A 19,777-nucleotide genomic window follows, 5' to 3' on the forward strand; every position below is an offset into this window, starting at 1 on the left:
CACAGCAGACAGGAGTTGGCGCAGATGCCCGGACAATATGACGTAGTGGTCATCGGCGGCGGCCACAACGGCCTGGTTGCCGCTGCCTATCTGGCCCGCGCCGGGCAGAGCGTGCTGGTGCTTGAGCGCGAAGACCGGCTCGGCGGGGCCGCAGTGTCGGCGGAAGTCTTCCCCGGCACCGGAGCCCGCATCTCCCGATATTCGTACCTGGTCAGCCTGCTGCCGCGGCGCATCATCGAGGATCTGGGACTGGACCTGCGGCTGCTGCGCCGGCGCTACTCGTCCTACACTCCGCTGCCCGGCAGCTCCACCGGGCTGCTGGTGGACAACCAGGACCCGGAGGCCACCCGCGCATCCTTCGATGCCGTGGGCGCCGCTGAGGATTTCAGCCCGTTCACCGAGTTCTACCAGCGCACCGGCCGGCTGGCCCAGGCCGTCTGGCCGACGGTCACCGAGCCGCTGCCCCGCCGCGCTGATCTGCGCCGCAGGCTGGGCGACGACGACGCCTGGAATGACTTCATCGAACGGCCGATCGGCGAGGTGCTGGAGCGCAGTTTCGCCTCGGACCTGGTCCGCGGCGTGGTCCTCACCGACGCGCTGATCAGCACGTTCGCCGGCGCCCACGACGCCGACCTACAGCAGAACAAATGCTTCCTCTACCATGTGATCGGCGGCGGCACCGGCGACTGGGACGTGCCCGAAGGCGGCATGGGCGCCGTCACCGCCGCGCTGGAAACGGCCGCCCGCCGGGCCGGTGCGGAACTGCGCACCTCGGCGGAGGCCACCTCGGTGACCCCGGACGGCCAGGTGCGGTACACCGACGGCGGGACCGACGTCGTCGTCTCCGCGACGCGGATCCTCGCCAACGTCTCACCCTCAGTGCTCAACGGGCTGCTGGCCGCAGGCGGCCACGGCCCGGCCACGCCGAAGGCTCCCCCGCCCGAGGGGGCGCAAGCCAAAGTGAACCTGCTGCTGTCCCGCTTGCCGAAGCTTCGGGACGGCACTGTGGCGCCGGACGCGGCCTTCGGCGGAACCTTCCATATCAACGAGCTGTACTCACAGCTGCAGCAGGCCTTCGCGGCGGGCGCCGAAGGCCGGATCCCGGATCCGTTGCCTGCCGAAATCTACTGCCACTCACTCACCGACCCGTCGATTCTTTCGCCTGGGCTGCAGGCCTCCGGCGCCCAGACCCTCACCGTGTTTACGCTGCAGACCCCGCACCGGCTGCTCACCGAACAGAACAACGACGCGATGCGCGCGCAGCTGCAACAGGCCGTGCTGGACTCGCTCAACTCTGTGCTCGCCGAGCCGATCGAGGACTGCATCCTGCGGGACGACCGCGGCGAGCCGTGCATCGAAACGAAGACCACGCTCGACCTGCAGCACGCGCTGAACCTCACCGGCGGGAGCATCTTCCACGGACCGCTCGACTGGCCGTTCGCCGAAGACGACGAGCCGCTGGACACCCCGGCGCAGCGCTGGGGCGTGGCCACGGCCCATGACCGGATCCTGCTCTGCGGTGCCGGCGCCCGGCGCGGCGGTGGCGTCAGCGGCCTCGGCGGCCACAATGCTGCGATGGCGGTACTGGAAGAGGGCGGCGATGAGCGCGACGGCATGGGCCGCGTAACCTCACAGAGCGCCTGAACGGGTAGCGCTGGCCTGCACCGTAGGATCATCTGGTGCAAATTTCGTTATGGCTGGCGCTGCTCGGCGCCACGGTAGTGATTAGCTTCACCCCGGGCGCCGGTGCCATCAACACCATGAGCAACTCGCTCAACGCCGGCTTCCGCCGGTCCATCTGGGGCATCTTGGGCCAGCAGGCCGCTCTGGTGATCCACGTGGCGATTGTGGCGCTGGGCCTGGGCCTGCTGGTCTCCAACTCCCCGGTGCTCTTTGCCGCCATCAAGTACGCCGGTGCGGCCTACCTGATTTACCTTGGCCTGCGCCAGTTCCTGGCCACGCCGAAGGGCAGCGCGGAGGTGGAAGCAGCGCGCCGCGACGAACCGGCCTTCTCCATGTTCCGGCGCGGGATGTGGGTCAACCTGCTCAACCCGAAGGCGATCGTCTTCTTCCTGGCGTTCATGCCCGGCTTCATCCGGCTGGACCAGCCGCAGCTTCCGCAGTACCTGGTCCTGATCGCCACGGTGCTGGCCGTGGACATCCTGGTCATGTGGTTTTTCTTCGCCGCAGCGGCCAGGTCCTTCCAGCGGTTCACCCGGACGGTCCGCGGACTGACCGTGATGAACCGGGCCTTCGGTGTCCTTTTCATTGCGGTCGGCCTGATGCTGGCCTTCCTGTAGCCGGCTTCTCATAGACTCGACACATGTACCGCATCATCGCCGTCTGCACCGGGAACATCTGCCGCTCGCCCATGGCCGAGCGGATGCTGGCCCGCGCCCTCAAGGAAGCCGGACTCGCCAGCCAGGTCAGCGTCGACTCCGCCGGCACCACCGGCTGGGAACTGGGGCGGCCGATCGATCAGCGGGCCGGCCAGCGGCTGGAACAGTCCGGACTCACCGCGCTGGACCACCGGGCCCGCCAGTTCGAGGCATCCTGGTACGAGGAACGCGACCTGATCCTGGCCCTGGACGTGGACCACTATGACCATCTGCGGAACAGTGCACCGCACGACGCCGCCCGGGACAAAGTCCGGCTGTGGCGCTCCTTCGACCCCGCCGTCAGCCATCTGGGCCCGTCGGCGCAGGGTATCTACGATCCGTGGTTCGGCGAGGCCTCCGATTTCGACGCCAGCTGGCAGATGATCGACGCCGCGCTCAAGGGAATCATTGAGTTTGTGCGCAAGGAACTCGATGCCCGCTAAGCCGGTCCTGATTGCTGTGGACGGGCGCTCCGGCTCCGGCAAGACCACGCTGGCGGTGGAACTGGTAGCCCTGCTGCGGGTCCACCGCACCGTCTCGCTGTTCCATCTGGAGGACATCTACCCGGGCTGGCACGGCCTGGCCGGCGGACAGCAGCGCTACCTGGAGACCGTGCTGCGACCCTTGGCCGCCGGCCAGTCCGGCCACTGGACCGCCTGGGACTGGACCCGGGACGACGACGGCGCCTCCCGCACCACGGAACCCGCCGACGTCGTGGTCCTGGAGGGGGTCGGTGCTGCGCACGCCGCGGCGCGCGGCCTGCTCGACGCCGTGGTGTGGCTGCAGGCACCGTCGGATGACCGGAGGAGACGGGCCTTGTCCCGGGACGGTGCGACGTATGAGCCGTTCTGGGACACCTGGGCGGAGCAGGAGGAGGCGTGGCTGGCCGGCGACGACGTGGCTGCCGCCGCGGACGTCGTTGTCGATTCCAGCGTTGCCGGCGCGGCCCCCGCGCAGGTGCTCGCGGCGTTGGCCTCGCTGCCCGTACTGGAACACGCGCTGGCCCCGGAACGGACGGCGCGCGAGGGCGTCCGCCTGGTGGCCGAACGGGTGGAGGCCTATCCGGACGCCGAGGCGGTCTATCGCCGCTTGTACGCCGGTGCGGACCGCAGCGTCTGGCTGGACAGTTCCAATGTCCACGAAGCCGCCGACCGGAACCGGATCAGCATTATGGCCGACGACGGCGGCAGCTTCGGCCAACGGGCCGAGCACCGGAACGGCACAACGCTGGTGAGCCAGCACAACACCACCGCGCGGATCAGCGGCGGGTTCTTCCGTTGGCTGGACAGCGCGTGGTGCCACCTCCCCTCCGCCGCGGCCCAAGACGTTCCCGGCGGCTTCGCGCTGGGCTGGCTGGGCTACCTGGGCTACGAGCTCAAACGCGAAACCGGCGGCAAGGACGCGGCCGGCCCACGGCAGGACACGGTGCAGGAGAACACGCACGACGGGGCGCAGGAGAACTGGCCGAGGCACGCCCACGGCACCGTCCCGGATGCCGCGCTGCTGTTCGCCGGCCGCGCCGTCCTGCTGGACCATGTCCGGCAGTGCACCTGGCTGCTGGCCCTGGCCGGACCGTCCCATCTGGACGAAGCTGCCGAGTGGATCGCCGGCACCGCAGCAGTCATCCGCGGCCTGCCGCAGGCTTCCGCCGGATCTCCGGAACCGTCCCGGCCGCCGGCCGCCCTGGTCTTCCAGCCGCGTGACTCACGCGAGGCCTACCTGGCCAAGATCCGCGAGGCCCAGGCGGAAATCAGCGAGGGCAATACCTACGAGGTCTGCCTGACCACGCAATTGCACGCCACGGCGCCGGAGCAGCTGGATCCGCTCCACACCTACTTGCTGCTCCGCCGTCGCAATCCGGCGCCATTCGCCAGCCTGTTGCGGTTCGGCACACTCACCGTCGCCAGCACGTCGCCCGAGCGGTTCCTCAGCATAGCCGCCGACGGCGCCCTGCGGGCCGAACCGATTAAAGGCACCCGGCGGCGGCTGGCGGATCCGGAGGCCGATGCGGCCGTCGTCGAGGAGCTCGCCGGCAGTGTGAAAGACCGGGCCGAGAACATCATGATCGTGGATCTGCTGCGGAACGATCTGAGCCATTTTGCCGTGCCCGGTTCGCTGCAGGTCAGCCGGCTGTGTGCCATCGAGTCCTACGCCACCGTGCACCAGATGGTCTCCACCATCGACGCGCAGTTGCTGCCCGGCGCTGTTCGGGCCGAAGCCGTGGCGGCGGCCTTTCCCGCCGGATCGATGACCGGTGCCCCGAAGATCAGCACCATGGAGATCCTGGACCGGCTGGAGACCGGGCCGCGCGGCGTCTACTCCGGGGCGGTGGGCTATTTTTCGCTGGACGGCTCCGCGGACCTGTCGGTAGTGATCCGGACGCTGGTGATGGACGGTAACCGGCTGAGCCTGGGCGTCGGCGGGGCCATCACAGCTGATTCCGTGCCCGACGACGAGTGGGACGAAGTGCGGGCCAAGGCCTTCGGCGTGCTCTCGGCGTTGGGGGCGGTGTTCCCGGACTAGCCTCCGCGGCCGCTGCAGGTCGGCGGTGTTCCCGGACTAGTGCCCGGCAGCTACTGCAAGGTGGCGGTCAGCCGGGCGACGTTATCCACGTAGCGCTGCCAGCGCGGCCGCTGCTTCCACTCCTCCAGCGTGAGCTCCTTGGAGATCACCCGGTAACTGTCCTGGATGTCTGACAGTTCCTCCACGATGTGGTCACCGAGCATCATCACGGATACTTCCATGTTCAGCGAGAAGGACCGCATGTCCATGTTGCTGGAGCCGATGACGGCAACTTCGTTGTCCACGGTGAAGTGCTTGGCGTGCAGCACCAGCGGCTTGGGGTAGCGGTAGATCCGTACGCCGGCCTCCAGCAACGCCTGGTAGTAGGACTGCTGGGCATGGTGGACCATCGCCTGGTCGCCCAGCTCGGAGACGAAGAGCTCAACCTCGACGCCGCGCTGCGCCGCCGTCGTGATCGCGTAGAGCAGCGAATCATCGGGCACGAAGTACGGGCTGCAGATGGAGAGCCGCTCCACCGCCGCATAGATCAGCGTGTTGAACAGGCGCAGGTTGTTCTCGGTGGCGAAGCCGGGGCCGCTGGGCAGTGCCTGGCAGGTCATCGGCCCGGGCTCGCGGAACGGAACCGGGGTGAACAGTTCGGCTTCGAGCGTGTCTTCCGTTTCGCTCAGCCAGTCGGTGGCGAACACCACGTTCAGGGCGGTGACGATGGGACCTTCGTAGCGGGCCATCAGTTCCACCCACTTGCGGCCGATCTTTTCGCTGGAGCTGCGCCGGTAGCCGGGCTCGATCAGGTTCTGCGATCCGGTGAAGGCCACGCGTCCGTCCACCACCAGGATCTTGCGGTGGTTGCGCAGGTCGATCCGGCGCCACTGGCCGCGGACCGGCAGCACCGGCAGGGAACGACGCCAGTCGATCTGGGTGGTCTCCAGCCAGCGGCGGAACTTTCGGTAGCCGGTCACGCGGAGGGTACCGATGTGGTCGAACAACAAGCGCACCCGGACGCCGCGGGCGGCGGCCTCTTCGAGGGCGGCAAAGAGTTCGCTGGTGGTCGAGTCGTTGCTCATGATGTAGAACTCGATGTTGACGAACTCGCGGGCCTCGCGCACGGCTTCGGTCATCGCGGCAATCGAGGCGTCGTAGTCCGGGTAGAGCTCCACGTGGTTGCTGTCCACCATGGGGAAGGCGCCCAGCCGCCGGTTCAGCTCGGCAGCCGAATGCACCCAGGCCGGCGCTTCCTTCTCGCTGCGGGGCTCCTCCATGTCATGGGTGGCTGCCCAGACCCGCTGGTTGATGTCCGCCTGCTTGGCGATCCGGCGTTGCGAGAGCCGGTAGCTGCCGAACATGAAAAACAGCAAGAGGCCGATCAACGGGATGAAGAAGATCGCCAGCAGCCAGGCCATGGCCGTGTTGGGCCGGCGGTTGCCGGGAATCACGCCCAGGGCGATGATGCGGATCGCCATATCGACCACGCCCAGAATGGCGACGATCCAGTCGGGGAATGTGCCCAGCCCCGCAAACGACCACAGCACGCGGCTGCTCCTCCCCTCCCGCCGTGTGCCGGCGCAATCCTCCCCAGCCTACCCGGCGGCCAGCGACAAACTAAGCTGGGCATATGACAGTTCTGGTGTTCTTGGACCCTGCCTACGAGGCGGGCCGCATCGCAGATGCATCACAGCCTCAGCTGATGGCCACCGACCTCGGTGCCACCCGCGGGGACGGCATTTTCGAATCCCTGCTGGCGGTGAACGGAATTCCGCGCAAGGTGCAGGCCCATCTGGACAGGCTGGCCACGTCCGCCGAAACCATGGATTTGCAGCTGCCGCCCGCCGACGCGTGGGAGCGGGCGATCAAGACGGCGATCGCGGAGCACCCGCCCGTCGAGGAGCTGGTCATCAAGCTGTTGGTGACCCGTGGCGTGGAAGGCGCCACCGCACCTACTGCCTGGGTGCAGGCTTCGCTGCCGCCGTCGGCAGGACAGCGCCAGCGCACCGACGGGATCTCGGTGCTGCTGCTGGACCGCGGCTATGACAGCTCGCTGGCCGAACGCGCCCCGTGGTTGCTGATGGGCGCCAAGACGCTCTCCTACGCGGTCAACATGGCGGCTCTGCGCTACGCCCGCAAGAACGACGCCGACGACGTGATCTTCACGTCCAGCGACGGCCGCGTCCTGGAAGGACCCACCTCCACCGTGCTGATGGCGCGGGTGCGCGACGGCGTCAGGACCCTGGTCACCCCGCTGCTGGAGAGCGGCATCCTGCCGGGAACATCCCAGGCCGTGCTGTTCAAGGCGGCGGCGTCGGCCGGCTGGCAGCTGGGCTACGGCCCGCTGGAACCGGACGACCTCTACGAAGCCGCTGCCGTCTGGCTTGTCTCCAGCATCCGGCTGCTGGCACCGGTGAAGAGCATCGACGGCAAGGAGATCCCGATGTCGCCGGAGCTGACCGAGGAACTGACCGCGTTGCTGGCCGAAGGCAGCCGGGAGTAGCTGCCGCGGTCCCGGCCGCCGCCAGGCCCGCCGCCCTCCGCCGCCGGCTCAGACGAAGATGAAGTTCCAGGTGCCGGCGGCTACTGCTGCGGCGGCCGCGGCGGCCGCGATCAGCACGCCGCCCAGCAGCACCCAAAGGTCCACCAAGCTGTAGCGGGACTCGCGCGCCCAGGTCCGCCGGCCGGCGCCAAAACCGCGGGCCTCCATGGCCACCGCCAGCCGGGTGGCCCGCCGGATGGCCTGCACAATCAGCCCGAAGGCCTGCCCCACGAACGCGCCGGCCTTGGCCAGCGGCCGGTTCTCCGCTCCGACCCCCCGGGCACGGCGGGCCAGCCCGAGGGTCCGCCATTCCTCCACCAGCAGGCCGACCAGCCGCATGGCGGCCAGCGCTCCCAGCACGAACCGGTGCGGCAGCTTGAGCTTCTGCGCCAGCGCGTCCGCCAGGTCGGTGGGGTCGGTGGTCAGCAGCAGGAAAATGCCCGGCAAGGCGACGGCGAGCGACCGCAGGCCGATGGCGATTCCGCCGGCTACCGAATCATCGGTGAACGCCACCGGACCAAGCTGGAACAGCACGGCCCCGGTCTTCTCCGCCAACAGCGCCGTGGCCCAGGCCCCGGTGGCCGCTGCCGCGAGCAAGGGCCAGCCGCGCTTGAACAGCAGCCACGGGTTCACCCCCAGCACGGGCATCAGCAAAAGCTCGGCCGCCAGCACCACCGACGCGCTGACCCAGTCCACGCTGAGCATGACCACCACGGTGATCACGGCGGCGGCGGCCAGCTTGGACACCGGGTTGGCGCGGCTGAACGGCGACGCGCTGAGCCGCGGTGTCATCAGCACCGCGCTCATGCTGCCCTCCGCAGCGTCTGCACCGGTTGGACGCCGCCGTCGGCCACGCGCACGGCGGTGCCGCCCAGCGCTGCGGTGAAGTCGGCGTCATGTGTCACGGACACCACGCTTTTGCCGTCGGCCACCAACTCGGCCAGCAGGGTGACCAGTTCCGCCCAGGTGTTGGCGTCCTGCCCGAAGGTGGGCTCGTCCAGCATCAGGATGTCCGGCCCGGTGGCCAGCATGGTGGCCACCGAAAGCCGGCGCTTCTCGCCGCCGGACAGGGTAAAGGGGTTGGCGCGCAGCAACCGGGTCAGCCGGAGCCGTTCGGCGATGCTGTCCACCCGCCGCCGGACTTCCGCCTCGGGCAGCTTCGCCACCCGCCGCGGACCGAACTCCAGTTCCTCCGCCACCGTGCTGGTCAGGAACTGATGTTCCGGTTCCTGGAACACGCTGCCAATCCGGGCCACCAGCTGTGCGGACTTCCATTTCGCCGGAGACTGCGCCGCGCCACGGTGCAGCGCCGGGGTTGCGGACAGTTCACCGCGGGCCGGTGCCAGCAGGCCGCCCAGCGTGAGCGCCAGCGTGGACTTGCCGGCGCCGTTCGGTCCGGTGACACTCACGGCTTGCCCGCTGAGCAGTTCCAGGTCCACGGCCCGCAGCACCGGCCCGGCCTTACGGCTCCGGGCGACGTCCAGACCCACCGCCTGCAGCAAAGGTCCGCCGGGCGCCGGAGCGGCGGGCAGCCTGAGCTGCGGAGTATGTCCGGGAACCCAGACGCCGGCCTCCACCAGCCGGGCACGGGTGGCACTCTCGGCCAGCACCTTGTTTGGCGGGCCGTCTGCCAACACGCCGCCTCCGGCCGCCAGCACGATCACCCGGTCCACGACGTCCGCCCAGACGGCCACGCGGTGTTCCACCACCACCAGGGTGGCCCCGGTGCGGTCCAGCACCCGGGCCACGGCGTCGCGCACTTCCCGCACGCCGTCCGGGTCCAGGTTGGCGGTCGGCTCGTCCAGCAGCAGCAGCCCCGGCCGCATGGCCAGCACCGAGGCCAGCGCCAGCCGCTGTTTCTGTCCGCCTGACAGCGCCGCGGTGGGATGCTCCAGCGGCACGTCCAGGCCAACGTCGGCCAGGGATTCGCGGACCCGGTCCCAGATCTGCCCGCGCGGGACGGACAGGTTCTCCGCCCCGAAGGCCACCTCGTCGCCCACACGGGCCAGCACCAGTTGGCTCTCCGGATCCTGCAGCACCAGCCCGGCGCGGCCGCGGGCCTCCGAGGGACGCAGCCCGGCGACCGTGAGCCGGCCGGTCTCCTCGCCTTCCCCGTCGTCGCCGAGGACACCCGCCATCGCGTGCAGCAGGGTGGACTTTCCGGCGCCCGAAGCACCCAACAACAGGACCCGTTCACCCGGCGCAATGCTGAAGCTGGCGCCGTTGACCGCCGGGTCCTTGCGGCCGGCGTGGCGCCAGCCCCACCCCTCGGCGAGGACCGGCACCGGGCCGGGCACCGCCGTCGTACTCTGCAGTCCCATGGAACGGCTCAGACGTCCGCCGTGCGGCCCGCCGCGAAGGAGGACAACACGCCCGTCCTGGCCAGGCCCTTGACCGCCAGCCACGGCAGCACCCCGGCAATCACCACACCGGACACGGCGGCGAAGCCCACGTAGGCCAGCTGCCAGGCGGGCGCCCAGAGCATGTTGTACAGGATGTTCTCGCTGATCGACAGCGCCAGGCCCGCGCCGAGGCCGGCCAGCATGGCCACCGCCAGGTTGAACTTCCGGTACAGGAAGAGCAGGAACACCAGCTCGGCCCCGAGGCCCTGGATCAGGCCGGAAACCAGCACGGTCATGCCGAAGCTGGTGCCCAGCAGCGCCGAGACAATTGCGGCCAGCATCTCGCAGTAGATCGCTGCGCCGGGCTTGCGGATGATCAGCCCGCCCAGCACGCCGGCCATCAGCCATCCGCCGGTGTAGAGGCCGGCAGCGGGCGGGAAGGCAACGGTGAGGCCCTCGATCAGCGGCCAAGCCGCCGACCAGGCCCAGAAAATGACGCCCACGGCCACGGCCACCACCGAGGCGACAACGATGTCCACCACCCGCCAGCGGTAGCGCGGTGTGCGCGCGGGAGTGGGCGTGGACGGTGCATTCGATACGGTACTCACGAAATCCTCCTGGGTGCAGGAGGGGAGGGCGGCCGAATGGCACACCCCGAGAACTCGACTCCCTTCGCCGGTACTAACCGGAGCAGGTTCGAGGGTCTGCGGTCTCTCCGCACTCTCAGCGTCCCTCCCGGTGTCCGGCGTGTGCCGGGCGGTCGGACGCTCCCCTGTCGTTATCGATGCTGTCTAGCAGCATGCACCAGTTTACACTCGCCGCCGCGGCGGGCCCATTCGGCCGCCATCGGTTGGAAAATGCACGACGACGGCGGGACGGGCGGGTGCCGGGCAGTAGGCTGGGAGCGGTAGAGCTGATGACACGGGGACGCGGCGCCCCGGGAAGGAGCAGAGATGACCGTTGTATTGAGGCTCTTGGGCACCCTGGTGAGTATTGGGGCCGGTTTGGCAGCCACCCGCATTTTGGGCCACGTGTGGAAAGCGGTAACCGGCCGCGATGCGCCCCAGGCCGACGATGATCTGGAAAACAGCCTGCAGTCCGCCGTGGTGTTCGCGGTGGTGTCCGGCACCGTTGGCCGGGTGATCCAGGTTCTGCTCAAGCGGGCCACCGCCAAGGCCGTGCTGCACTACGAGAAGACCCCGGAGATCGTCTAAGCCGGCAGGTTTGACGGACGCGCCGGCGGGGGCGGGGCTGCGGCCCTGCCCCCGCCGGCGTTCCTAGTCCTTGGTCGTTCCGGTGGAGTCCTGGTCGTTCCGGACTGGACCGGCCGCCGTCGCGGCACTCTGCCGGTCCCCCACCACGGGGTCCGCGCCGCGGGCAGCGGTGCCGCCCTCGGCGTCCGCCGGATCGGACGCTGTGCCGTCCTCAACCGACGGGTCCGCCGGGTCCGATGCAATGGGGTCGAGATCGGCCTGGTCGCCGGCGATACCGGCGCCGGGCTGCGCGTCCGGTTCTTCCCTGGCGGCCGCTTCCACCACCGCGTCGAGGTCGTCCACGCTGAGGATTTCACGGCGCAAGTGTTTAGTGCGGTAGCCGGCGCGGCCCACCATGTGCGCCGAGACCGGCACCGTGAGCAGCTGGAACAGCCACGCGATGACCAGCACGGGCACGACCACCCAGCTGCGCAGTTGCAGGGCCAGGCCGGTCAGCAGCAGCAGTAGACCGAACACCTGCGGCTTCGTGGCGGCGTGCATCCGCGAGAGCAGGTCCGGGAACCGCAGCAGGCCGATGCCCGCGGCCAGTGACATCAACGAACCAACGATCAAGCAGGCGGCAGTGGCGATGTCGAGGATCAGGTCAGTGTTCACGGGGCCGCCCATCGGTAACGAACCGGGCCACGGCCACCGAGCCGATGAAGCCGATCAGGCAGATCGCGACGACCAGCGTCAGGTTGTTCATGTGGCGTCCGGCGGCCATGTCCACAATCAGTCCGGCGCAGACAACGGCAAGCAGCACGTCAATGGCAAGCAGCCTGTCCAAGAGAGAAGGCCCGCGGGCCAGCCGGACCATTGCCAACACCGCCGACAGGGCGAGGATGACGCTGACGATGATTTGGGCAATCGACATGATCTCCACGTTTACGCTGCCCCTCCCCTGCCGGCGCCTTCGGCCTTCACCAGCTCCAGTTCTTGCTTGGTCCCCATCATCCTGATCAGACCCGCCTCGATCTGGCGCACCTCGGCTTGGAACGCCTCAGCGGCTTCCTTGGTGTCCACGTCGATCACGTGCAGGTACAGCGTGGAGGTGGACCGGTCCACATCCACCACGAAGCTGCCCGGGATCAACGAGATGGCATGCCCCGTGGCAGTCACCAGCAAGTCCGAGTGGCTTCGCAGTTGCACCGCCACCACCGCATTGCGCAGCTTGGGCCCGGTGGTGAGGGCCAGCCACCACACTTCGAAGCTGGCCACCGCCACCTTCCATACAAAGGTCGCGGCGAAGACCACGGCTGCCAGCGGATTGAAGCGTCCGCTCAGCTCGACCGGCGGCAGGTAGAACAGGTTCACGATCAGCAACGCGATCAGCAAACCGAAAATCAGGTTGCCGGCGCTGAAATCCTGCCACAGGGCGCCCCAGAGGAAGACCAGCCAGGCCAGCAGGGGCAGCTCGATCCAGATGGAGATGCGCGGTTTCCTCATTGGCCGGCCCCCTGCATGGCGCCTTCTCCGAGAACTGCCTCGATGTACGGCGTGCGCTGCAGCATCTCGCGGGCCGCCTGGTCGCTCAGATCGAAGAGCGGCCCGGCGAAAATCGTCAGGGCCAGGCCCATCGCCACCAGCCCGATCGTCGGCCAGACCATCGGCATGGGCAGCAGCTGCACAATGCCCCGCCCGGTGAACCGGCCGTGCGGACGCTCCTCCACGTGGCGGGTGGTCCGTACCGCCGACCCGTCGGGCTTGGTCGCTACCAACACCGGGTCCGGGTGCTCGGCGTCTTCCGGGCGCCGCCAGAACACGCGGTTCCAGACCCGGGCCAGAGCAAGCAGTGTCAGCAGCGAGGTGATCATGCTGCCCGCCACCAGCACCCAGGCGACCGGGGTGCCCAGGTCCACGCCGCCCTGTACCAGGCCGATCTTGCCGAGGAAGCCGGAGAACGGCGGGATCCCGGCTAGATTCATCGCCGGCACAAAGAACAGGATGGCCAGCAGCGGCGACAGTTTGGCCAGCCCGCCCAGCCTGTCCATGTTGGTGGTGCCGCCGCGGCGTTCAATCAGCCCCGCCACCAGGAACAGGCTGGTTTGCACGGTGATGTGGTGTGCCACGTAGTAGACCGCGGCGCCCAAACCCACCACCGAGGACATCGCCAAACCGAACACCATGTAGCCGATGTGGCTGACCAGGGTGAAGGAGAGCATACGCTTGATGTCGATCTGGGCCACGGCACCCAGGATGCCGACCAGCATGGTCAGCACGGCCACCACCATCAGGAAGGTGTTCAGGCGGTCGCCCGGGAACAGCAGCGTCTCGGTGCGGATCAGCGCATAGACGCCGACCTTGGTCAGCAGGCCGGCGAACACCGCGGTGACCGGAGCCGGTGCCGTCGGGTAGGAGTCGGGCAGCCAGAAGGACAACGGGAAGACCGCCGCCTTGATACCAAAGGCCACCAGCAGCATGAGGTGCAGCGTCATCTGCGTCGACGGCTCCAGCTCGCCGAGCTTGATCGCCAAGTCGGCCATGTTGATGGTTCCGGTCGCCGCATAGATCATCGCGATGGACACCAGGAACAGCATCGAGGAGATGACGCTGACGACGACGTAGGTCACCCCGGCGCGGATGCGCGGGCTGGTGCCGCCCAAGGTCATCAGGACATAGCTGGCCGTGAGCAGCATTTCGAAGCCCACGTACAGGTTGAACAGGTCGCCGGTCAGGAACGCGTTGGACACACCGGCCACCAGGATCAGGTAGGTCGGGTGGAAGATCGAGACCGGGCCTTCTTCGTCGCTGTCGGTCATGCCCTGGCCGGAGGCATACAGCAGCACCGCCAGGCTGACGGCGGAGGAGACCACCAGCATCAGCGCGGACAGCTCGTCCACCACCATGGTGATCCCGAACGGCGGGATCCAGCCGCCGATGTTCACTGCCTGGGCGCCGTTGGCCCAGGCCGACGCCAGCATGACGATCTCCAGCGCCAGCGTCACGGTCAGCGTGATGGCACCGGTGCGACGTTGGGCATTCGGGTGGCGGATCAGCACGAACGCCAAGGCTGCGCCCAGCAGCGGCAGGACTACTGCCAGCGGCGCGATCTGTGCGGCGTTCACTTCTCCCTCTCCGTCCGGGCCCGGTTGGTGGCAGGTGTTTCCTCCGCCTCGTCCGGCGGGACGAACTCGGTGGTTTCCGCCGGAATCTCGGCGTCGTCTTCCGCGTCGAACGTCGGCTGGTTTGCCACGCGGCGGTCTTCGATATCGTCCTGGACCTCGTCTTGCCGTCCCAGCACCCAGGAACGGTAGATGATCGCGAGCATGAACGCCGTGACCGCGAATGAGATCACGATGGAGGTGAGGATCAAGGCCTGTGGCAGCGGATCGCTGTAGGTCTCGGCGGGGACGTCCATGCCGAAGATCGGCGCCAGTCCGGCGGGTCCGCCGGTGCTGAGCAGCAGCAGGTTCGCGCCGTTGGTGATCAGCATGAGGCCGAGCATCACGCGGGTCAGGCTACGTTCCAGGATCAGGTAGACGCCCACGGCGAACAGCACGCCCATCACCAGCAGCAGGGTCAGGTTGACCGTCATGGGGACACCTCCTCCTCGATCGTTGCCGGCGGATGGAGTTCTGACGTCTTGCGCCCGCGGGAGGTGCGCTCTTCGGAGCGTTCGTCGATTTCCGCGCCGAAGCTGCGCAGCACGTCCAGCACCAGTCCGACCACCACCAGGTAGACACCGATATCAAAAATCGTCGAGGTGACGAACTTGTGGTCGCCGAAGACCGGCAGGCTGAACTCGATGATGGCGCTTTGGAAGACCTGCCCGCCCAGGAAGAGCGGGACGACAGCGGTCAGGGAGGCGGCGGCGAGCCCCAGACCGAGCAGCAGGCCGGCGCTGACCGGCGTGGCTTCCGCCAACTCCACCCGTCCACCGGCCAGGTAGCGGATGGTCAGTGCTATGCCGGCCAGCAGGCCGCCGGCAAAACCGCCGCCGGGCAGGTTGTGGCCGGCCAGCAGCAAGTAGACGGAGAAGATCATGACCGAGTGGAAGAGCAGCCGGGTGATCACTTCGAAGATGATGGACCGGCGTTCCGGTGCCAGTGTCCGGCCGGCCACCAGCCAGGCGTCGCGCGGCACTACGGCGAATTTGCGGGCGGTCGCCAGGGCCGCAGCCTCACGGTCTGAGTGCGCCACCATTTCGTAGCCGCGGCCCACCGAGCCGCTGGCAACGGCGTCAACGGACTGCGGGCGTTTGTCCCCGCGGCCGCGGATAAAGATCAGGCTGGCCACGCCGGTGGCGGCAAGGGCCAGGACGGAGATTTCCCCGAAGGTGTCCCACGCCCGGATGTCCACCAGGATGACGTTGACGATGTTCCGGCCGCCGCCGTCCTCGTAGGCCAGCTGCGGCAGGGCAAGTGATATCGGATCTGCCGTGCGTGCCGCCATCGCCGTCATCGCGATAACGATCATGGTCAGGCCAAAGCCCGCACCAATGATGGCGCGGAGCAGTTTGAACCGGCCGGGGGTGCGCAGCCATAGCCGCGCCGGCAGCGATCGCAGCGCCAGCACGATGGCCACCAGGGAGATTGTTTCCACCAGCAGCTGGGTCAGGGCCAGGTCCGGGGCGCCTTGGATGGCAAAGATAAAGGCCAGTCCGTAGCCGGTCACCGAGACCATCAGCACCGCCATGAAGCGCTTGTTCGCGCGGATGGCGCCGAGCGCTCCGGCTGCCACGATCAGCCCCGCGATGGCCTGCGCCGGCGTGTCGAACCACACCAGGCTTTCCGGCAGCGGGGCATCCATCAGCACGACGGCGGTCAGCGGCGTCACGATCGCCACCACCAGGATCACGCACAGGTAGAAGACCAACGAACCGCGCTGGGTCCGGCCGGTGACCCAGATGGCCACCTCGTCCAGGACGCCGATGATGCCGCGGTAGATCCGGTCGGCGTCGGGAATGACATGGATTTTCGCTTGGAAGGCGGCAACCGGGGTACGCAGCAGGAACAGGGCCACACCGGCGGCCAGGGTGATTCCGGTCAGCCCCAGCGCCGGGGTCAATCCATGCCAGAGCGCCAGATGCGTGGCTACCGTGTCCAGCGGGAAAAGTCCGGCATACGACTCCACGGCTTCTTCCACCGGGACCGGCCACAGCCCGAACAACAAGGTGGCCACGGCCAGGATGGCGGGCGCCGCCAGGAAGGCCCACGGGACAGGTTTGAAATCGATGGCCGCGAGCCCGGGCTTGGCCGCGAATCCGCCCCAGATGAAACGGGCGCTGTAGGCGAAGGTCAGGATGGAGCCAACCACGATGCCGGCCAGCAGCAGACCGCCCACCCAGCCGGAGGCTTCCTCGCGGTGGATGAAAGCTTCGTAGACCGATTCCTTGGCAACGAATCCCAACAACGGGGGCAGGCCGGCCATCGAGGCGGCGCCCACCAACGCGACCGCAAAGAGCTTCGGTGCCTTGCGGTACAGGTGGGACAGCTCGCGGATGTCGCGTGTTCCGGACTGGTGGTCAATGATGCCCACCACCAGGAACAGCGTCGCCTTGAAGAAGCCGTGGGCCAAGAGCAGGCCCAGGCCGGCCAGGGCAGCTTCCTGCGAGCCAAGTCCCACCACGAGGGTCAGGAAACCCAGCTGGCTGACCGTGCCGTAGGCCAGGATCAGCTTCAGGTCGTGCTGGCGCAGGGCCTGCCAGCCGCCCACCAGCATGGTCAGCAGCCCGAGTCCCAGCACCACGGGATGCCAGTACTCGGTGCTGGAGAATCCGGGCGACAGTCTGGCGATGAGGTAGATGCCGGCCTTCACCATGGCCGCTGCATGCAGATACGCGCTGACCGGCGTCGGAGCGGCCATCGCGGCCGGGAGCCAGAAGTGGAACGGCACCAGGGCCGACTTGCTGATGGCCCCGACCAGGATGAGCAGGATGGCAACGTCAATGATCTGCCCGTAGGCCAGGATCGAGCTGGCGTTGGCGAGGATCTCGGAGATCCGGTAGGTGCCGGCGGTCTGGCCGATCATCAGGATGCCCACCAGCATGGCCAGGCCGCCGAAGGTGGTGACCATCAAGGCCTGCAGCGCCGACCTACGCGCCGACAGCCGGTGCCGGGCGTAGCCGATCAGCAGGTAGGAGAGGACACTGGTCAACTCCCAGAAGATGTACATCAGGATCAGGTCGTCGGCGGTGACCAGACCGAACATGGCTCCGCTGAAGGCCAGCAGCTGTGCACCGAAGGGACCGATGTCGGGATCGTCGGCCTTGAAATACCGGGCGCAATAGAACAGCACCAGTGCCCCGACACCGAGAATCAAGATGCAGAGCACGGCGGCCAGCGTGTCCATTCGGAATGCCAGCTCCAGCTGCAGTCCGGGCACCCAGTCGTAGACTTCCGACGGCGGAGCATTGGGGGCGCCGTCCAGAGCCTGCTGGTTCGCGTTGGTGTAATTGCCGAACGTGGCGATCAGCCAGATGAAACCGGCCGCCGGCACCGCGGCAAGAATATAGAAGGTTGACCGACCCAGTTTCCGGAAAATCAAAGGCGCTACAAAGGCCACCGCAAAAAGCAGGGTGAGCACAATCAGCACGAGGATACTCCGGAACTTCCTTCAGGTTTTGCAAGGATCAGGCGGACAAGGGCATAGTTCATTCTACCCATGGCATAAACGGCTCGATGCCCGCCGGATATGGCGCCCGGACGCCTGGCCTGCCCCACCGGCCCTCGGACCCGCTGTTCGGCAAAGATTCACGCGGCGTGCGGCGCTGCTCGAAGTTCGCAGCAGGCGAAACGGATAGCATCGCGGTATGACTGACTCGGCGGGCATTCCGGCAACCCAAGTAGCGGGTGGTGCGGCAGCAGAACGCTTGAACAAGAAGCAGGTCCTCGCCTGGGCGTCCTGGGACTGGGGGTCGGCGGCCTTCAACGCCGTGATGACGACGTTCGTCTTCACTGTCTATCTGACCAGTGACGCCTTCGGCGGCGAGGCGTTCGCTTCGGAAATCCTCGGCTACGGACTGGCTATTGCCGGGCTGGCCATTGCCCTGCTGGCGCCGGTGACCGGTCAGCGTTCGGACACCGGTGGCCGCCGCAGACTCTGGCTTGGCATCAACAGCGTGGCGGTGGCGGTGCTGACCGGCCTCTGCTTCTTCGTCTTCCCCTCGCCCGGCTTCCTGTTCCTTGGTGTAGCGCTGATCGCTCTGGCCAATGTGTTTTTCGAGTTCGCGAATGTGAATTACTACGCGATGCTCACGCAAATTTCCACGCCGTCGACGATCGGCAAAGTCAGCGGTTTCGGCTGGGCCATGGGCTATGTTGGCGGGGTCGTGGCGCTCGCCCTGGTGCTGGTCGGGTTTGTCCTGCCGGAGATCGGCTGGTTCGGCGCCACTGCGGACAACGGGCTGAACATCCGCCTGGTCGCGGTGTTCTGCGCCGTCTGGTTCATGGCCTTCGCGCTGCCGGTGCTGTTTGCCGTTCCGGAGATCCCCCGGCAGCCGGCGGCCGCATCGCTGGGTTACTTCGCGTCCTACGGGCTGCTCTTCCGCCGCATCAAGGCCATCTTCCGCTCCAGCCCGCACACGATTTTCTTCCTGATTGCCAGTGCCATTTTCCGCGATGGGCTCGCCGCAGTGTTTACCTTCGGCGGGGTGATTGCCGCCGGCACCTTCGGTTTCTCACTCAGCCAGGTGATCGTCTTCGCCATCGCCGGCAACGTCGTTGCGGCGCTCGGCGCGGTCTGCGGCGGGGTGCTGGATGACCGGGTCGGCCCGAAGAACGTGATCGTCTGGGCCTTGTCCGGTCTAATTGTCGCGGCCGCCGCCATCTTCGTCCTGGGTGCCGGCGACCATGTGTTCTTCGGCAACACTTGGACCGGCGACACCACCTTCTGGGTGTTCGGACTGCTGCTGTGCCTGTTCGTCGGCCCGGCACAATCGTCATCGCGTGCCTATCTGGCGCGGCTTGCGCCCCGCGGCGAGGAAGGCGAATTTTTCGGCCTCTACGCCACTACCGGCCGGGCGGTCAGCTTCCTGGCTCCCTCGCTGTTCGCGCTCTTCATCACCGTCTTCGGCGAACAGCGCTACGGCATCCTGGGCATCCTGGTGGTGCTGCTGGCCGGCCTGCTGATGCTGCTGCCGGTCAAAACGCCGGCACAGATCCAGCCCGCCGCCACACCCGCGGCCTGAGCGGGATCAGCGGTCGATGACCGTGCGGTGGAAATTCTGGAAGCTGCGCGACGCGGTGGGGCCGCGCTGGCCCTGGTAGCGGTTGCCGTATTCGCCGGAACCGTAGGGGTGCTCAGCCGGCGACGACAGCCGGAAGAAGCACAACTGGCCGATCTTGGAGCCCGGCCACAGCTTGATCGGCAGTGTTGCCATGTTGGAGAGTTCCAGCGTCACGTGCCCGGAGAAACCGGGATCAATGAATCCTGCCGTCGAGTGCGTCAGCAGGCCCAGCCGTCCCAGCGAAGACTTGCCCTCCAGCCGGGCGGCAATGTCGTCGGGCAGGGTCACCGTCTCGTACGTGGAGCCGAGGACGAATTCCCCCGGATGCAGGATGAGCGGCTCGTCCGGGTCCACCTCCACCAGGCGGGTGAGCTCGGGCTGCTCCAGTTGCGGGTCGATGTGTGCGTACTTGTGGTTGTCGAACAGCCGGAAGAACCGGTCAAGCCGCACGTCCACGCTCGAGGGCTGGATCATGTCCGGCTGGAACGGATCAAGAATGATGCGTTCGGAGTCCAATTCGGCACGAATATCACGGTCGGAGATCAGCACACTCTAAAAATACACGGGACCGGCGGCCTCCCTTGCCCGCA

General features: G+C 67.7%; 18 protein-coding genes and 1 riboswitch. Of the genes, 7 read left to right on the forward strand and 11 right to left on the reverse strand.

Annotated elements, in window-relative coordinates:
• Positions 1-24: 24 nt before the first annotated feature.
• From ACMX2H_RS05030 to pabB, 4 genes are read left to right on the forward strand one after another with little or no spacing between them, the layout of a single operon-like run.
• The gene (locus tag ACMX2H_RS05030; RefSeq protein ID WP_414959311.1) at positions 25-1,644 is read left to right on the forward strand and encodes a phytoene desaturase family protein; all 1,620 of its coding nucleotides are present in this window, start codon (positions 25-27) and stop codon (positions 1,642-1,644) included.
• Between the two features lie 35 nt (positions 1,645-1,679).
• Positions 1,680-2,300, forward strand: a complete 621-nt coding sequence (locus ACMX2H_RS05035) for a LysE family transporter (RefSeq protein WP_414959312.1) — start codon at positions 1,680-1,682, stop codon at positions 2,298-2,300.
• A gap of 23 nt (positions 2,301-2,323) precedes the next feature.
• Positions 2,324-2,821 carry a low molecular weight protein-tyrosine-phosphatase gene (locus tag ACMX2H_RS05040; protein ID WP_414959314.1) on the forward strand — a complete coding sequence of 166 codons (498 nt, stop codon included), beginning with the start codon at positions 2,324-2,326 and terminating at the stop codon, positions 2,819-2,821.
• Positions 2,811-4,901, forward strand: coding sequence for an aminodeoxychorismate synthase component I (gene pabB, locus ACMX2H_RS05045; protein ID WP_414959316.1), 2,091 nt, complete (start codon positions 2,811-2,813; stop codon positions 4,899-4,901). Before ACMX2H_RS05040 ends, pabB begins: the two co-directional genes overlap by 11 nt.
• 50 nt (positions 4,902-4,951) lie before the next feature.
• On the opposite strand, the gene cls is transcribed toward pabB, so the two are convergent.
• Positions 4,952-6,430 (reverse strand): cardiolipin synthase, encoded by a 1,479-nt coding sequence (gene cls / locus ACMX2H_RS05050; protein WP_414959318.1) that lies wholly within the window; start codon positions 6,428-6,430, stop codon positions 4,952-4,954.
• A gap of 83 nt (positions 6,431-6,513) precedes the next feature.
• On the opposite strand from cls, the gene ACMX2H_RS05055 reads away from it, so the two are divergent.
• Complete coding sequence (locus ACMX2H_RS05055) at positions 6,514-7,386, forward strand: aminodeoxychorismate lyase (RefSeq protein ID WP_414959319.1); 873 nt, start codon at positions 6,514-6,516, stop codon at positions 7,384-7,386.
• A 48-nt stretch (positions 7,387-7,434) separates the two neighbouring features.
• On the opposite strand, the gene ACMX2H_RS05060 is transcribed toward ACMX2H_RS05055, so the two are convergent.
• Genes ACMX2H_RS05060 through ACMX2H_RS05070 form a run of 3 tightly spaced genes read right to left on the reverse strand, consistent with a single transcriptional unit; the run spans position 7,435 to position 10,375 of the window.
• Positions 7,435-8,232, reverse strand: coding sequence for an energy-coupling factor transporter transmembrane component T family protein (locus ACMX2H_RS05060; RefSeq protein ID WP_414959321.1), 798 nt, complete (start codon positions 8,230-8,232; stop codon positions 7,435-7,437).
• The gene (locus ACMX2H_RS05065; RefSeq protein WP_414959323.1) at positions 8,229-9,746 is read right to left on the reverse strand and encodes an ABC transporter ATP-binding protein; all 1,518 of its coding nucleotides are present in this window, start codon (positions 9,744-9,746) and stop codon (positions 8,229-8,231) included. Before ACMX2H_RS05065 ends, ACMX2H_RS05060 begins: the two co-directional genes overlap by 4 nt.
• 8 nt (positions 9,747-9,754) lie before the next feature.
• A complete protein-coding gene (locus ACMX2H_RS05070) occupies positions 9,755-10,375 on the reverse strand; it encodes an ECF transporter S component (RefSeq protein ID WP_414959324.1) in 621 nt (206 codons plus the stop codon).
• Positions 10,376-10,417: 42 nt separating this feature from the next.
• A riboswitch (TPP riboswitch) is annotated at positions 10,418-10,551 on the reverse strand.
• Between the two features lie 169 nt (positions 10,552-10,720).
• Here ACMX2H_RS05070 and ACMX2H_RS05075 point away from each other — a divergent pair.
• Positions 10,721-10,981: a DUF4235 domain-containing protein gene (locus ACMX2H_RS05075; RefSeq protein ID WP_414959326.1), complete on the forward strand. Its 261-nt coding sequence runs from the start codon at positions 10,721-10,723 to the stop codon at positions 10,979-10,981.
• 63 nt (positions 10,982-11,044) lie between these two features.
• Here ACMX2H_RS05075 and mnhG read toward each other — a convergent pair whose 3' ends face one another.
• From mnhG to ACMX2H_RS05105, 6 genes are read right to left on the reverse strand one after another with little or no spacing between them, the layout of a single operon-like run.
• A complete protein-coding gene (gene mnhG, locus ACMX2H_RS05080; protein ID WP_414959328.1) occupies positions 11,045-11,635 on the reverse strand; it encodes a monovalent cation/H(+) antiporter subunit G in 591 nt (196 codons plus the stop codon).
• A complete protein-coding gene (locus tag ACMX2H_RS05085; RefSeq protein ID WP_414959329.1) occupies positions 11,625-11,894 on the reverse strand; it encodes a monovalent cation/H+ antiporter complex subunit F in 270 nt (89 codons plus the stop codon). The genes mnhG and ACMX2H_RS05085 overlap by 11 nt, the downstream gene beginning before the upstream one ends.
• 11 nt (positions 11,895-11,905) lie before the next feature.
• A complete protein-coding gene (locus ACMX2H_RS05090) occupies positions 11,906-12,466 on the reverse strand; it encodes a Na+/H+ antiporter subunit E (RefSeq protein WP_414959331.1) in 561 nt (186 codons plus the stop codon).
• Positions 12,463-14,085: a Na+/H+ antiporter subunit D gene (locus tag ACMX2H_RS05095; protein WP_414959333.1), complete on the reverse strand. Its 1,623-nt coding sequence runs from the start codon at positions 14,083-14,085 to the stop codon at positions 12,463-12,465. Before ACMX2H_RS05095 ends, ACMX2H_RS05090 begins: the two co-directional genes overlap by 4 nt.
• Positions 14,082-14,555, reverse strand: a complete 474-nt coding sequence (locus ACMX2H_RS05100) for a Na(+)/H(+) antiporter subunit C (protein WP_136785751.1) — start codon at positions 14,553-14,555, stop codon at positions 14,082-14,084. The genes ACMX2H_RS05095 and ACMX2H_RS05100 overlap by 4 nt, the downstream gene beginning before the upstream one ends.
• Positions 14,552-17,554: a Na+/H+ antiporter subunit A gene (locus ACMX2H_RS05105; protein ID WP_414959335.1), complete on the reverse strand. Its 3,003-nt coding sequence runs from the start codon at positions 17,552-17,554 to the stop codon at positions 14,552-14,554. The genes ACMX2H_RS05100 and ACMX2H_RS05105 overlap by 4 nt, the downstream gene beginning before the upstream one ends.
• 217 nt (positions 17,555-17,771) lie before the next feature.
• Here ACMX2H_RS05105 and ACMX2H_RS05110 point away from each other — a divergent pair, with 217 nt between their 5' ends.
• The gene (locus ACMX2H_RS05110; RefSeq protein ID WP_414959336.1) at positions 17,772-19,148 is read left to right on the forward strand and encodes an MFS transporter; all 1,377 of its coding nucleotides are present in this window, start codon (positions 17,772-17,774) and stop codon (positions 19,146-19,148) included.
• Between the two features lie 6 nt (positions 19,149-19,154).
• Here ACMX2H_RS05110 and dcd read toward each other — a convergent pair whose 3' ends face one another.
• Positions 19,155-19,736 carry a dCTP deaminase gene (gene dcd / locus ACMX2H_RS05115; RefSeq protein WP_414959338.1) on the reverse strand — a complete coding sequence of 194 codons (582 nt, stop codon included), beginning with the start codon at positions 19,734-19,736 and terminating at the stop codon, positions 19,155-19,157.
• Positions 19,737-19,777: the final 41 nt, after the last annotated feature.

The sequence above is a fragment of the Arthrobacter sulfonylureivorans genome (assembly GCF_047607445.1).
Classification (GTDB): Bacteria; Actinomycetota; Actinomycetes; order Actinomycetales; family Micrococcaceae; genus Crystallibacter; species Crystallibacter sulfonylureivorans_A.